At 65.7% G+C, this 13,112-nt stretch carries 14 protein-coding genes; 7 read left to right on the top strand and 7 right to left on the bottom strand.

All coding sequences use genetic code 11. From position 1 onward, the window contains the following. Window positions 1-7: 7 nt before the first annotated feature. The 6 genes from CBM2588_RS25720 to CBM2588_RS25695 all read left to right on the top strand — a co-directional run bounded on the left by CBM2588_RS25720 (window position 8) and on the right by CBM2588_RS25695 (window position 4,272). Complete coding sequence (locus CBM2588_RS25720) at window positions 8-688, top strand: DUF4123 domain-containing protein (protein WP_172583663.1); 681 nt, start codon at window positions 8-10, stop codon at window positions 686-688. Between the two features lie 329 nt (window positions 689-1,017). Next, window positions 1,018-1,668 (top strand): DUF3304 domain-containing protein, encoded by a 651-nt coding sequence (locus tag CBM2588_RS25715; RefSeq protein WP_115683107.1) that lies wholly within the window; start codon window positions 1,018-1,020, stop codon window positions 1,666-1,668. A gap of 345 nt (window positions 1,669-2,013) precedes the next feature. Next, on the top strand, window positions 2,014-2,280 hold the full coding sequence (locus CBM2588_RS25710; RefSeq protein ID WP_147298433.1) for a DUF2235 domain-containing protein: 267 nt from the start codon (window positions 2,014-2,016) through the stop codon (window positions 2,278-2,280). 53 nt (window positions 2,281-2,333) lie between these two features. Then, window positions 2,334-3,449 carry an NADH:flavin oxidoreductase/NADH oxidase gene (locus CBM2588_RS25705; RefSeq protein ID WP_115683106.1) on the top strand — a complete coding sequence of 372 codons (1,116 nt, stop codon included), beginning with the start codon at window positions 2,334-2,336 and terminating at the stop codon, window positions 3,447-3,449. Window positions 3,450-3,475: 26 nt separating this feature from the next. After that, window positions 3,476-3,898 (top strand): VOC family protein, encoded by a 423-nt coding sequence (locus tag CBM2588_RS25700; protein ID WP_115683105.1) that lies wholly within the window; start codon window positions 3,476-3,478, stop codon window positions 3,896-3,898. Window positions 3,899-4,104: 206 nt separating this feature from the next. Then, complete coding sequence (locus tag CBM2588_RS25695; protein ID WP_167330465.1) at window positions 4,105-4,272, top strand: hypothetical protein; 168 nt, start codon at window positions 4,105-4,107, stop codon at window positions 4,270-4,272. Window positions 4,273-4,307: 35 nt separating this feature from the next. Here the strand turns inward: CBM2588_RS25695 and CBM2588_RS25690 are convergent, their stop codons facing one another. The 5 genes from CBM2588_RS25690 to CBM2588_RS25670 all read right to left on the bottom strand — a co-directional run bounded on the left by CBM2588_RS25690 (window position 4,308) and on the right by CBM2588_RS25670 (window position 10,376). Then, a complete protein-coding gene (locus CBM2588_RS25690) occupies window positions 4,308-6,146 on the bottom strand; it encodes an ATP-binding response regulator (protein WP_115683104.1) in 1,839 nt (612 codons plus the stop codon). After that, a complete protein-coding gene (locus CBM2588_RS25685; protein ID WP_115683103.1) occupies window positions 6,143-6,775 on the bottom strand; it encodes a response regulator in 633 nt (210 codons plus the stop codon). The genes CBM2588_RS25690 and CBM2588_RS25685 overlap by 4 nt, the downstream gene beginning before the upstream one ends. A gap of 310 nt (window positions 6,776-7,085) precedes the next feature. Continuing rightward, the gene (locus CBM2588_RS25680) at window positions 7,086-8,693 is read right to left on the bottom strand and encodes a hypothetical protein (protein ID WP_115683102.1); all 1,608 of its coding nucleotides are present in this window, start codon (window positions 8,691-8,693) and stop codon (window positions 7,086-7,088) included. A 203-nt stretch (window positions 8,694-8,896) separates the two neighbouring features. Next, window positions 8,897-9,541, bottom strand: coding sequence for an AraC family transcriptional regulator (locus CBM2588_RS25675; protein ID WP_115683101.1), 645 nt, complete (start codon window positions 9,539-9,541; stop codon window positions 8,897-8,899). Window positions 9,542-9,659: 118 nt separating this feature from the next. Continuing rightward, the gene (locus tag CBM2588_RS25670) at window positions 9,660-10,376 is read right to left on the bottom strand and encodes a Crp/Fnr family transcriptional regulator (RefSeq protein ID WP_115683732.1); all 717 of its coding nucleotides are present in this window, start codon (window positions 10,374-10,376) and stop codon (window positions 9,660-9,662) included. A gap of 208 nt (window positions 10,377-10,584) precedes the next feature. On the opposite strand from CBM2588_RS25670, the gene CBM2588_RS25665 reads away from it, so the two are divergent. Beyond that, entirely contained in the window at window positions 10,585-12,219 is a 1,635-nt protein-coding gene (locus tag CBM2588_RS25665; protein WP_115683100.1) for an acyl-CoA synthetase, read from the top strand. A gap of 33 nt (window positions 12,220-12,252) precedes the next feature. On the opposite strand, the gene CBM2588_RS25660 is transcribed toward CBM2588_RS25665, so the two are convergent. Both CBM2588_RS25660 and CBM2588_RS25655 read right to left on the bottom strand, forming a co-directional pair. Next, window positions 12,253-12,531 (bottom strand): hypothetical protein, encoded by a 279-nt coding sequence (locus CBM2588_RS25660; protein WP_062803237.1) that lies wholly within the window; start codon window positions 12,529-12,531, stop codon window positions 12,253-12,255. A gap of 240 nt (window positions 12,532-12,771) precedes the next feature. After that, window positions 12,772-13,020 carry a hypothetical protein gene (locus CBM2588_RS25655; RefSeq protein ID WP_115683099.1) on the bottom strand — a complete coding sequence of 83 codons (249 nt, stop codon included), beginning with the start codon at window positions 13,018-13,020 and terminating at the stop codon, window positions 12,772-12,774. Window positions 13,021-13,112: the final 92 nt, after the last annotated feature.

Below are 13,112 nucleotides of genomic sequence, written 5' to 3'. Positions count from 1 at the left end.
GAATGTCGTGGAGTTTGCTGTCGATGTCCTGATACCGGAAGCTGTGGCCGCGCAAATTGTCCAGTGGCAGTCCGAACAAGAAGGCCTTTCACAGTGGCTGCTGGTCGACGCTATGCTTGTGGACTTTGCGAGAATCCAGGCGACCATGCGAAAGCGTGGCTGGTCGATTCACAATGTGCTGGAGCACTCGCGGTTTGCGGCCTTTGGTGATATGGCGCCGCACTTGATTGGGTTGCCCACTGGGGATGCCCATGCGCAAACGCAGATTCGGCAACTCATAGCGTCAGGGGCGGCCGCCCCGGCGTTCAGTTGGTTGGCTTCCTCACAGCCGATGGAGAAGGTATGCCAGACGCTGGCCTATCTGGCGATGGTTCAGGTTGACGGCGACATGGAGCTCCATTGCCGGTTTGCCGGCACGCGCATACTGCCGGAGTTGTGGCGCGTGCTGACGGATTCACAACGTCGCCGGGTGACGCAAAACATTGCATCTTGGGGCTGCTTGGGATGCCAGCGAGGGCGATACGATGTTCAGCCTCCTTCTGGACACGACGCCGGAGTTGGTTCCTGGCGAGCAGCGAGCGAATTTCCATGCAGCGCTAATGAGCTATCTCGATCGCGCGACGACGCTGGGCATAAAGCGGCCTGCGGACCGGTTGCAGTTCATCGTGTTAAGCCTTACCTGTGCTGAGACGTTCTATCAATTGCCAGAGTTGGCGGATACCTGGAAACAGGTGGCTAGTGGTGACAGCCTTCAGGAATGCATGACGCAATGGTCAGATACTTTGTGGAACGTGCTGGAAGGGAGTGGTGGCGATCGTTGCTCCCATCAGTCTGGTGGCATGGTGAGTTCGTAACAGAGCACGTGCGAGTATTCCTGACGCGGTGACGTGACGGCATTTATTGTGAGGCTTGCGGCGTGTGGTAGGAGCGAACTTCCGATTTTCTGATAAGCAAGATTTTGTGTTAGACGTCCGCGGTTCGGGTCATGTGACACGTGCGGGATGAACAGGAACACCCATGAGGCACAAGCGAGCATTAGTGGCTGTAATGATCTTCTCTGCGTTGACGATGCTGGTCGCGGCGTGCGGCAAAGGGGGCGAGCAACCGGACGATACCGCTGCTTCTAGCATCACTCCTTACAACCATACCCCTGACTACATTCACCAGTTTTATGTCAATGATGCATGGGGTGGTAATTCCCGAGCCTATGGTGGAGGCGGCAGCTTCGTTTGTTGTGTGACTTACCCAGGGAAGTGGCATGAAGGCTTGACTGCCGAGGTCCGGTGGACCACCTCGAGTTCAGATCCGAATGCGACGGGCGCAGAGGCTGAAGAGACGTGGCACGAAGCGATCGTGCCAATTGAGAAATACGAAAAGCCGGGAAACGTCAATGTACATTTCCTGCCTGATGGGAAGGTGAGAATAATCATCTCAAGTATGGGTTCTGGCCACCCCGACTATCCCGGCCCAGACTATCCTGTAAAGCCACCAGACTTCCAATTTGAGCCATGGCGTGGTGCTGCGAGCGAAGCCGAGGCCCGTGCTCGCTCTCAAGAGGCACACCGAGTGCTTCAGGTAAGCCCCGACGAGTCACTATCGCTTCCCCAGAGCAAATGCCCCTGTATCCGAAGGAACGAAGATGAGCACTTTTTAGCCGGGCTGGTATGAACTCAGTTTTAACGCTATTACGCGTGATGTTCGCTGCGGATATTTCAAGACCACGACGACGTTGACAGCAGAATGCCTGGTCGAGAGTAGCGGGCACCAAATCCTTGTGTGGCGAGATCCGGCAGGATTGAATGGGCTCGGCAGGCCTGCAATCTGGCTGCCGCATTATCGGCAGCTTGCTTCCGCTTCAACGACTGACTGGTGGAACAGCAATGTTGCAGGTCTTCAACGCCTTGCATCGATCATTGTTAAACCATGACTTGCTCGAAAGGCACGAGATGCTTACCCTTTCGACAAGCACCATTCACGGGTCTTGGCACCGCCTGGCGCCTGGGCGATGGCAAGATGATCGGAATCTTCAGCGACCTTCAAAAGCGCCTAATGAAAGCGATCGAAGGCAGGCGGCCAAGGATCAGTGCCGTCCGACTTTCAGTTTTTGGCTTCTCACGCGGTGCCGCAGAAGCTCGCACCTTTTGCCAGTGGATACGCAAGGCAACCGGCATGAAGGTTGGCGATGCCACGCTCGACTTGCGCTTCCTGGGCATATTCGATACCGTCGCCTCGGTTGGCGAGCGTGAGCCGCTGTCGCCAGCAATGCCGGCATCGGCCTAGAATCAGAGTTCCTGTCCGCAACGGCAACAAGATTCCCGCTAGGAGCACAACGCATGAGCCAACTGTTCGAGCCGCTCGCCATCGGCGGCCTCACCCTTGCCAACCGCATCACGATCGCGCCGATGTGCCAGTATTCCGCGCACGACGGCAATGCGGGCGACTGGCACATGATCCACCTGGGTTCGCTGGCGCTGTCGGGCGCGGGCATGCTGATTGTCGAGGCCACGGCGGTGTCCGCGGAAGGGCGCATCACGCCGTATGACCTGGGCCTGTATTCGGACGACAACGAGGCGGCACTGGGCCGCGTGGTCAACGCGATGCGCACGCATTCTCCGATCGCCATCGCGATCCAGCTGGGGCATGCCGGCCGCAAGGCGTCGAGCCAGGCGCCGTGGGACGGCGGTCAGCAGATTGCCCCGGACGCGCCCTTGGGCTGGCATGCGGTGGCGCCTTCGGCGGTGCCGCATGGTGCAGCGGAAGCCGCGCCGGTGGCGCTGGACCGCGCGGGCATGGACAAGGTGCGCGATGACTTTGTCGCCGCGGCAAGGCGCGCAGCGCGGCTGGGGCTGGATGGCATCGAGATCCACGCCGCGCATGGCTATCTGCTGCATCAGTTCCTGTCGCCGCTGGCCAACCACCGGGGCGACGAATACGGCGGCAGCCTGGAGAACCGGATGCGCTTCCCGATTGAAGTGTTCGACGCGGTGCGCGAGGCGTTTCCGGCGCAGCGGCCAGTATGGATGCGCATCTCGGCAACCGACTGGGTGCCGGGCGGATGGGATATCGAGGGCACAGTCGCCTTGTCGAAAGCGCTGAAGGCGCGCGGTTGCGCGGCGGTCCACGTGACCACCGGCGGGGTCTCACCGCAGCAGGCGATCAAGCTCGGGCCCGGATACCAGGTGCCCTACGCGCAGCGGGTGAAGGCGGAGGTGGGCCTGCCGACCATTGCAGTCGGGCTCATCACCGAGCCGGAGCAGGCCGAAGCCATCATCGCCAATCAGGAAGCCGACGCGGTATCGCTGGCCCGTGCCATGCTGTATGACCCCCGCTGGCCCTGGCATGCCGCCGCGCGGCTGGGTGCGAGCGTGCAGGCGCCGAAGCAATACTGGCGTTCGCAGCCGCGCGAACTGAAAGACCTGTTCGCCGGCGCGGCGTTTGGGCAGCGCTAGGCAATCGATGATAGTGGAGGACCGCCATGAAACCGAGGATTACGCTGATCACGCTGGGTGTCGATGACTTGCAGCGTGCGGTGAGCTTTTATCGCGACGGGCTCGGCCTGCCTACCGCGGGCATTGTCGGCGAGCAGTTCGAGCACGGCGCGGTGGCGTTCTTTGACCTGCAGGCCGGCCTCAAGCTGGCGCTCTGGCCGCGCGCCAGCCTGGCGCATGATGCCGGACTGCAGGTAACGCCGCGCGCGCTGACCGATGTCTCGCTGGCCCATAACGTCGCCGACAAGGCCGAAGTCGATGCGGTGATGGCGCAGGCACTGGGCGCCGGTGCCAGCGTGGTCAAGCCGGCACAGGACACCTTCTGGGGCGGATACGCCGGCTACTTCCAGGATCCGGACGGGCATCTGTGGGAAATTGCATGGAACCCCGAGATGCTGCCGGCCGATTGAGCCGACCTGCCCGCTGCTGGTGCGCCGCCGCAGAGGGATTTCCATAATTGCCACGCGCCGCCGAAGTGCGGACTATCCTTGCAACAGACAGCCATAGCATGCTGTCGACGGAGCGCCCCCACGCAGTTCCGCAACACCCCACGCATCCCGCCCCGTTGGCAGCCCACCGAAGTAAAGCAATAAGAACAATGGCAAGGGAGACGTCCATGCAAGTCTATGACAGCCTGCTGTATGTGACTGCGATGGTGCTGGTGTGTTTGTACGTGTATCTGGGCATACTGTCCCGCAGCACGGCGATCAGGCTCGGCTCGCCGGCGATCGTGGCGGGACTGGTGCTGGCCTATTCGCTGTCGCCGCTGCATTCGGGCGGTTGAAGGCCCCGGCCCCGGCGTGACCGGGGCGTCGTTCACTACGTCACCGCCGCCTGGCGGTCCGCCGCGCCTCTGTCCTGTGCCGGGAATTCCCGCAGCAGGGTGTCGATGGCCGCCTGCAATTCCTGTGGCACCACTGGCTTGTGCAGCAATGCTGTGCCGGTCGCGTGCGCGGTGCGCAGGCGGTCGGCCGCAGTATCCCCCGTAATGATGATGGCCGGCACGTGCCGGCCCAGCCGCTGCCGGATCGCGTCCAGCGCCTGCTGGCCGGTACGGTGTCCGCGCAGGCGGTAGTCGGCCAGAACCAGCCCCGGTGTGAACCCGGCCAGCGAGGCCAGCGCCTGTTCTTCGGATTCGACTGTGCAGCACTCGCAGCGCCAGGCCGACAGCAGCTCGGACATCGCGCTGCGGATGGCCTCGTCATCATCGATCACCAGCACACGGAGCCCATCGAGCGCGCGCGCTGCCGGCACCAGCGGGCTCTCTTCCGGGGGTTCCCATGCCTGCCGCAGGCTGAAGCGAAACACGGACCCCCGCCCCGGGGTGGACGCGAGGGTCACGCGCGTCTGCATCGTCCGCGCCAGGCCCTCGACAATGGCCAGCCCAAGCCCGAGCCCCTTGCGCTGGTCACGCTCGGGATTGCCCAGCTGATGGAATTCCCGAAAGATGTCGCGGTGCTGTGCGGCGGGAATGCCGATGCCGGTGTCCCAGACTTCGATGGTGGCCAGCACGCCGCGCTGGCGGCAAGCCACCAGCACGCCGCCTTGCTGCGTGTAGCGGATGGCATTGGCAATCAGGTTGCGCAGCACCAGTTCGACCAGCGTGGGGTCGCCATGCAGTGTGACGGTGGTATCCCGCGTGCGATACACCAGCCCGCGCGCCTCGGCCTGCGGTGCGAACTCGTTCTCCAGCTTGTGCAGCAGGGGCTGCAGGCGGAACGCGCGCGCGCGCGGCGTAATCACGCCGGCCTCGAGCTTGGAGAAGTCCAGCAGCGAGTTCAGCATCTCGCGCGCGGCCCCGGAAGACGCTTCGATATGCGCCAGCAACTGGCGCTGGCGTTCATCCAGCCAGGTGCGGCCCAGCGATACCAGGAATAGCCCCATCGCGTGCAGCGGCTGGCGCAGGTCATGGCTTGCGGAGGCCAGGAATACCGATTTGGCGCGGCTGGCGTCCTCGGCCGCGTGCTGCGCGGCCTCGGCGCGCGCGGTCTGTTCGCGCAGCTGCGAGATCAGTTCCACGTTCTCGAAGCGCAGCGCAATCGATTGCCGCGCCACACGCGCATAGTTGCGCGCGAAGACCAGCAGCACGCACAGGTACAGCGGCGTGCCGAGGAACATCGGCAAGTATTCGATATCGCCGGTGGCCAGGAAGGCGATCCATACCGGTACGATCGCCGGCACGAAGAAACCGATCGCCACCGGCAGGCATGCCGAGAATACCGCGAGCGCGGCAGCGCTCATCCCGGCGATCAGCGACAGGATGCAGATCACCACCGCCGGCATGCGCACGTCCAGGTATAGCCACGCCACCAGTCCCCACAGCGCGCCGATCAGCACCAGCATGGCGGTCATGCCGCGCGCATAGCGTGGGGCGCCGGCTTCGGTCAGCCGCCCGGGCAAGCGCAGCCGTCCAAAGTAGGCCACGGCGCAAACCAGTACCATCGCGCCCGCCCAGGGCAGGGCACCGGGGCGGTCGCCGTTCAGGGTCAGGCCGATCGCCAGGATGAGGGCTGCCAGCGAACAGCCTGCCATCGCGCAGCCGAAGCTCTGGTCGATCAGGTTCATCTGCGCGGCGAGCAGGCGCGGCGCATCGTAGCCGGGCAGCCAGCGCAGCGGGCTGCGCGCGGGGGCGGCCGGGTCGTTTGTCTCCACCGTCATCGCACCGCCTGTACCAGGCCGCGCCGCTGGGCTTCAAGGATGGCTTCAACGCGGCTGACCACGCCGAGATGATTGAGAATGGCCGCGACATGGACGCGCACGGTGTTCTCGGACAGGCCCATATGGTAGGCAATGACCTTGTTCGAGCGGCCGAGCGTCAGTTGATGCAGCACCTCCAGCTGGCGCGGTGTGAGTGTGCTCGCGGCGTAGGACTGCTGGGGCGGTGCCGCGGCATCGGCCTCGCCGGAAAAATGGGTGCCGCCGGCCAGGCAGCACGCGATCGCCTCCTCGATCTCGCGTGCGTCGGCGGACTTGGGCAGGAACCCCGAAATCTCGCGCCGTACTTCCGGCGGGATGGTTTCCAGCCCCGAAGTGCCCGACACGATCAGGATGCGCGCCGCCGGGAAATGCCGGCGCAACACCTTGACGCCCTCGATGCCGTTCAGGCCCGGCATCTGGATATCGAGCAGCATGATGTCGAGCGCCGCGCCGTCGTGGTCCTGCACCGCCTGCATGACCGAACCGGCCTCGAGGATATGCGCCACGCTCGGGCTGTCGGCCAGCACCAGGCGCAGGCCGGTGCGGAACAAGGTATGGTCGTCGATCAGCAGCAGGCGGGCGTGGGGCATTGAACGGAAGGGGCGGAGGGGCGATCCATTGAACAAGAATCGCGGGCGCTTGTCCATGCAACCAGTGTGGGGGCGCAACTAGTCCGGAAAGATTATTGGCGCGCGGGAAACCCGGTGCAAAGATGCGAGCGTGGGCAGTTCCGCGACGTGCCCGCACCACTTTGCTACCCACTACCACCCGGCTGTGGGTATTTTTTTGAGCGCGCCACGCCAGGTGCCGGTGTAAAAGAAAAAAGCCGGCACCGCATGGCGGCACCGGCTTTACCCGGCCCGGGCGCAACACGCCCGGGCCGGCGCCTCGCGAGGCAAGTTACGGGCGATTCACAGAGATATCGTAGAACGTTCCGTTCACGGCGATTCCCCAGCTCAGGCCGGTATTGCCCGGAACCAGAGAGATCATCTCGGCAGCGTTGCTGCTGGCGGCACGATAGCGCAGGCCGTTGGCCGGGCTGTTAGCCTTCCAGCTGTCCAGGCGGCCGTCTTCCACGCGCTTGCGCGTGTAGCTGCCGGTCTGCGCATCCACCACAGTCACGACGGTCGACCACGTGCCGGCGTTTTGCAGCGTGGGCACCACGCCACCAAACATGACCGTGTCCCAGTACGAATTGGTCGCACCCACCACCGGCAGGGGACGTACCACCTGCTTGGCGGCGAACATGAAGCCATCGTCGTGGGTGATGACGACCGTCACCTGGCCGTCGGTACCCTTGAATGCATAGGCCAGCTGCGAGCCGAAGCTGTCGGTGATCCTGAAGCTGCCGTCGGCGTTGGCGCTGAGCGTCGGCAGTTCTTCCGGCAGCCATGCCTCGCAGGTGTTCACGCCGGAGCAGTCGGCACCCTTGGTCAGCTTGCCCGCGGCATCGATGCTGAAGGTGACGCGGCGCGATGCGTAGGGGGTCCCGCTGTGGTCCCGCTCCATGCCGAGACCGTTCCAGTCGCCTGCCAGGTCAGCCAGGGCAACGGCCTGTGCGGGCAGCAGCAGGGTGGGCAGATCGCTCATCGGGCCCGCGGGCGGCACGGCCAGTGCGATGCCCGACTTGGCCACCATCACGGTATTGGTGGTCCCGTTCGTGCCCGGCACGGTGAAGCGGCAGTTGTCGTTGGCAACGGCGGTGAAGGGGACGGTCTCGTTGCCGACCTGCAGCTTGAGCGCGGCCGCGTCGAGGTCGCCGGCTTCCGCTGCCGCGGAGCCCAGTCCGATCACATGGTATTTGCCCGTCTTCAGCCCGGCGCAGCTCGACGCCGCCGGCTGCAGCGCGGTCTGGACCGCTGCGGCGTCGGCATTGGCAGCCACTGCGGAGGACAACTCACCCAGCGTGGTCTGCGACGCTTCCAGGCGATCGCCCAGTTGGTCCAGCAGCTTGTCCTGGGCATTGCCAGCGTTGGCGCCGTTGGCGGCCACCAGCGGATCCTTGAGCGGGTCGACGCTGGTCAGGTCCACCACGCCGGTCAGCACCAGGCGCACCGCTTCTGTGGCGCTGGTCAGGTTGCCGGAGGTCAGCTTGGCCTGCGCGGTGGCGTCGAACTGGTCGAAGAAGGCCGTGGTGCTGCCCTGCGCCAGCGATGCGGTGACCAGTTCGGTCAGCGGGGTGATGTTGGCCACGGCGGTGGTGCCGGTGCCGGCCTCGACCACTGAATGCAGCGTGTTGCCGTCAGGCGTCTTGACGCTGAGCACGCATGGGCGCGTGGCGCCGTTGATGCTGAGCGTGAAGGTTCCGTCCGCGGCGGTAGTGGCCGTGCCGCTGCCGGTTGCGCATTTGGCCTGGACCGTGGCGCCGGCCAACGCCGCGCCCACGGCTGCGGTGCCGGTGATCTTCGTAGCGGCGGGTGCCGTGGTCGTGGAGTCTCCTCCGCCGCCTCCGCAGGCCGTCAGTACTGCCGCCGCCAGACCCGTCAAAAACAGATGTTTTGTTTTCATCCCTGTATTGATTTCTGTGGTTTTTGTTGTGGCAGGGCGCTGCGTGATGGAACCTGGCTCATGCTGGACCCCGCCCACGGGGCGGCTTACCCGCCCCGCGGGCGCGATTTTCCTTGAGATGCCTGATGGCGGCCAACCCGCGTTGAGGTGATTGACAAACCACGCGCGGCGTGGCGGGTGGCTTGCCGCCAAGGAAGGACCAATCAGGCAGCCGCCCGTACCAGCCCCGGCCAGGTTGCCGTCGGCGCGAGCGTGCGGCCGCCAGCGCGGCAATCTTCGAGCAGCCGCATGGCGTCGATGCCGAACCAGTCGTGCCAGGCGCGCGCCAGCGCGTTGGCTGAACGCAGGCCCGCGTGCGTGGCCAGCTGGTCCAGCGCGGGCACCAGGCCGCCGGCGCTGGCCAGCGCGTGCAGCGCATGCGCGGCGCGTTGCTCGCGCAGCAGCGGATGCAGCGCCTCGCCTTCGGCAAAGAGGCGCGCGCGCACCAGGCGCGCCGGCACTTGCCATTGCGCCGCCAGGCGCTCGGCGTTCCAGTCGGTGTCGGGGCGGGAAAAGACCAGGCCGGCGAACTGGCGCGACCACGGGCGCTCGGCGGGCTTGCCGGCCAGGCGCGGACAGTCGCTGTCCGGCACGGCGGTCAGGACGATGGCGCAGGGTTGCTGCCAGGTGCCAGGCAGGTCGCAATCGAAGTGGGCGAAGGCGTGCACCACGAACGGATCGCCGGGCCGCACTTCGCGCCGCGCGTTGGCATCGCGCAAGCTGGCAGTGCCGTGCAGGGCTTGCACATGGACGGCAAAGGGAAAGCGCAGGCGGGCAAAGCGGACGTGGTGACGGCTGACAAGCGGCATGCGGAAAACGACCCGGAAGCTGGCGGCGGTGCGGCGGGTAACTGTCGCAGGATTCGGCGGGCGGCGCAAGCCACGGACAGCGGTTTAAGGCCGGCCCGGCCCCTGGTTGGCGGCCGCGTTACAGGTCAGACATCCCGAAGTGGCGCAGCCGTGGCAGGTCAGTCACGCGGATGCTTTGGTACGACAGGTGCACCATGCCCGCATCCGCCAGCCGGCGCAGCGCCTGGTTGACGCGCTGGCGCGAGAGCCCGGTGAGCAGGCCGATCTCTTCCTGCGACAGCTCCAGAACCGGGCTGGTGCGCGGATACAGGTCCGGATGGAACAGCTGGGCGATGGCCTGCGCCACGCGCGCATCGGCCCCCAGCAGGCGGTCGTTCTGCACGGTGGCGATGAACTGGCCCATGCGTTCGTTGAGCTGGCGCACGACAAAGCTGGCGAATGGCAGGCTCTGCGCCAGCAATGTGTTGAAGACCGGCTCGGGCACCAGCAGCACCTGCGAGTCGCGGATCGCGATCACGTCATAGCGGCGGTCTTCGCGCTTGATCACGCTGCCTTCGCCGCACCAGCCGCCGGCCGGCACGCCAGAGAAGGTGCAGCCACGGCCATCGGGCGTGTACACCGCCAGCTTGATCAGGCCGCTGTCGACGCCGATCCAGTGGCGCGAAGGCTCGCCGCGCCGGGCGATGAGGCTGCCCGCGGCAAAGGACTGCAGCAGGGTTTCGCGCGCGGCAAGGGCTTGGTGTGCCGGGGCCAGTTCGCCGAACCAGGCATGGCCGGCGAGCACCGCGGCGGGCGCCGGGGCGGGGAGGGAAGTGGGGTGTGCGGGTTCGCTCATGGCGCGGACGGGCGGGCTGCGCCGCATCCTGTAAGAATCGTGTAAGCCTTGCCTGGCGCGGGTTTGCGGCAGCTTTGTCGTCTCGACGACAGTGCGCAGGCGTGTGCGATGATAGCCTTGTGCCGGAAAAAGTGACAGCGCCGCAAGGCGCCCGAATGACAGCGCCCGAATGATTCGGAATGACCCCGACAAGGCGGAGACACCAGCAATGCCAACCGATTTCGACAGCGGCCTGGACCGCAATGCGGCCAATTTCGTGCCGCTGACTCCCATTGATTTCCTGGTCCGCGCCGCCGAGGTGTATGGCGACCGCCTGGCCATCGTGCACGGCCCGCTGCGCCAGAACTGGCGCGACACCTATGCGCGCGCGCGGCGGCTGGCCAGCGCGCTGGCACGCGCGGGCATTGGCAAGGGCGATACCGTGGCCGCGCTGCTGCCCAATACGCCGGCGATGGTGGAAGCGCATTTCGGCGTGCCGATGGCCGGTGCCGTGCTCAATGCCCTGAATATCCGCCTCGACGCCGCCAACCTGCTGTTCATGCTGCGCCATGGCGAGGCGCGGGTGCTGCTGGCCGATACCGAGTTTGCCGACGTGGCGCGGCAGATGGCGCTGGAGCTTCCGGGGCTGAAGGTGATTGCCGTGCACGATGTGCTGGGCCCGCAGGCGGTGCCGTTCGGCGATACCGATTATGAAGCCTTTCTCGCCGGCGGCGACCCGTCGTACACCTGGCAACTGCCCGCTGACGAGTGGGATGCGATCGCGCTGAACTATACGTCGGGCACCACCGGCGATCCCAAGGGCGTGGTCTACCATCACCGCGGCGCGGCCATCAATGCCATCTCGAACATCCTTGAGTGGGACCTGCCCAAGCACCCGGTCTACCTGTGGACGCTGCCGATGTTCCACTGCAACGGCTGGTGTTTTCCGTGGACGGTGGCGGCGCGCGCGGGCGTCAACGTGTGCCTGCGCAAGTTCGAGCCCAAGCTGGTGTTCGACCTGATGCGCGACGAGGGCGTGACCCACTATTGTGCCGCGCCGATCGTGCATACCGCGCTGGTCAACGCGCCCGCTGCGTGGCGCGAGGGCGTGCGCGGGCCGGTGCGCGGCATGGTGGCCGGCGCGCCGCCGCCGGCCGCGGTGCTGGCGCAGATGGAGGCGATGGGGTTCGAGCTGACCCATGTCTACGGCCTGACCGAGGTCTATGGCCCGGCCGCGGTCTGCGCCGAGCAGGACGACTGGAGCACGCTGTCAGAGCAGGACCGCGCGGTCAGGAAGGCGCGCCAGGGGGTGCGCTATCACCTGCAGTCGCAGGTGGCCGTGCTCGATGCCGATTCGATGCAGCCGGTGCCGGCCGATGGCGAGACCATCGGCGAGATCATGTTCCGCGGCAACATCTGCATGAAGGGCTACCTGAAGAACGAGAAGGCCACGCGCGAAGCCTTCGCCGGCGGCTGGTTCCATACCGGCGACCTGGGCGTATGCATGCCCGACGGCTACATCAAGATCAAGGACCGCAGCAAGGACATCATCATTTCCGGCGGCGAGAACATCTCGAGCGTGGAAGTGGAAGACGCGCTCTACCGGCATCCCGCCGTGCTGGCCGCCGCGGTGGTGGCGCAGCCCGATGCCAAGTGGGGCGAGACGCCGTGCGCCTTTGTCGAACTGAAGGACGGGGCCAGCGTCAGCGCAGAAGAACTGATCGCGCATTGCCGCACGCTGCTGGCGGGCTTCAAGGTGCCCAAGGCGGTTTACTTCGGACCGTTGCCCAAGACCTCCACCGGCAAGATCCAGAAATTCGAGCTGCGCCGCAAGGTGAAGTCGGATTCGGCCATCGACGTCTGAAACGCAGGCGGCGCCATACGGCGCCGCGTCCATTCAGCGCGCCCGCACCTCGGGCGGCGTTGCGGTCCTGGGCGGTTGATGCCAGTCCGGGCCGATGTCGGGGAAGACCTCGCATTCGCCGCGCACGATGCTCTCGATGGTGGCGCATACGCATTCGGTGCCGCGCGGTCCCACGCAGACCAGGCTGCGCGGATGGTCGCTGTGCTGCGGAATGGCGTAGACCCGCATGCCCTCGCGGAACAGCGGGTGCTTGGTGAGGCGTTCGTTCATCAGTTCAACGAAGCGCTGGGGCGTGACGACCGGCTTGTCCATTGCATGCTCCTGCGGCCCTGGCCACCGTACCCGTTTCTTGGGGCGGCATGGCGACCAGGTCAGTAAAGGCCAGGAAGATGACAGGCAGGTGGCAGAAAAGCGCACCGGGCAGCAGCGCGTGCCCGGGACGTGGCCGGAATGAAGAATCGCGGGCAATGCATCGCCCGCGTTGCCACTGCCACGCTTCCAGACTAGGTCACGCGGCGCGTAGTGCAAGTGAATCGCGGAGTTTTGCGGGTATCAGGTGATGCGCAGTTCGCCTGCCGAGCGTGGGCCGTTCAGGATGCCGTTGCCGGCGGCCCAGCACGCGGCTTCGGCTTCCGCATAGGACCGGTAGGTGCCCGGTGCCGCGACCGTGCAGTCCTCGTCGGCGGCGCCGCACCGTTCTTCCATGACGATGCGCCAGGTGAACTGGCCCGGTGCGTCCTCGAGGACATGGAGCACCAGGGTGCGGTGATTGTCGGTCAGCGTGAGAGGCAAAGTCGACATGGGTGTCTCCCGTTCGCAGGTAGGCGCATTGATGCTAGCAAGTGCCAGCCGCAAATGCCATGAGGCATTGCGGGCGCGCCATGGCAAGATAC

It is taken from the genome of Cupriavidus taiwanensis (assembly GCF_900250075.1).
Taxonomy (GTDB): Bacteria; Pseudomonadota; Gammaproteobacteria; order Burkholderiales; family Burkholderiaceae; genus Cupriavidus; species Cupriavidus taiwanensis_C.
This window is presented reverse-complemented; position numbering and strand designations above follow the sequence as displayed.

Bases quoted from the DNA above. Each gene is read 5' to 3' on its own strand.
- CBM2588_RS25690 (WP_115683104.1), bottom strand. From the start codon at position 6,146: ATGACGGTGGAGACAAACGACCCGGCCGCCCCCGCGCGCAGCCCGCTG.
- CBM2588_RS25665 (WP_115683100.1), top strand. From the start codon at position 10,585: ATGCCAACCGATTTCGACAGCGGCCTGGACCGCAATGCGGCCAATTTC.
- CBM2588_RS25655 (WP_115683099.1), bottom strand. From the start codon at position 13,020: ATGTCGACTTTGCCTCTCACGCTGACCGACAATCACCGCACCCTGGTG.
- CBM2588_RS25675 (WP_115683101.1), bottom strand. From the start codon at position 9,541: ATGCCGCTTGTCAGCCGTCACCACGTCCGCTTTGCCCGCCTGCGCTTT.
- CBM2588_RS25705 (WP_115683106.1), top strand. From the start codon at position 2,334: ATGAGCCAACTGTTCGAGCCGCTCGCCATCGGCGGCCTCACCCTTGCC.
- CBM2588_RS25715 (WP_115683107.1), top strand. From the start codon at position 1,018: ATGAGGCACAAGCGAGCATTAGTGGCTGTAATGATCTTCTCTGCGTTG.
- CBM2588_RS25685 (WP_115683103.1), bottom strand. From the start codon at position 6,775: ATGCCCCACGCCCGCCTGCTGCTGATCGACGACCATACCTTGTTCCGC.
- CBM2588_RS25680 (WP_115683102.1), bottom strand. From the start codon at position 8,693: ATGAAAACAAAACATCTGTTTTTGACGGGTCTGGCGGCGGCAGTACTG.
- CBM2588_RS25660 (WP_062803237.1), bottom strand. From the start codon at position 12,531: ATGGACAAGCCGGTCGTCACGCCCCAGCGCTTCGTTGAACTGATGAAC.
- CBM2588_RS25670 (WP_115683732.1), bottom strand. From the start codon at position 10,376: ATGAGCGAACCCGCACACCCCACTTCCCTCCCCGCCCCGGCGCCCGCC.
- CBM2588_RS25695 (WP_167330465.1), top strand. From the start codon at position 4,105: ATGCAAGTCTATGACAGCCTGCTGTATGTGACTGCGATGGTGCTGGTG.
- CBM2588_RS25700 (WP_115683105.1), top strand. From the start codon at position 3,476: ATGAAACCGAGGATTACGCTGATCACGCTGGGTGTCGATGACTTGCAG.
- CBM2588_RS25710 (WP_147298433.1), top strand. From the start codon at position 2,014: ATGATCGGAATCTTCAGCGACCTTCAAAAGCGCCTAATGAAAGCGATC.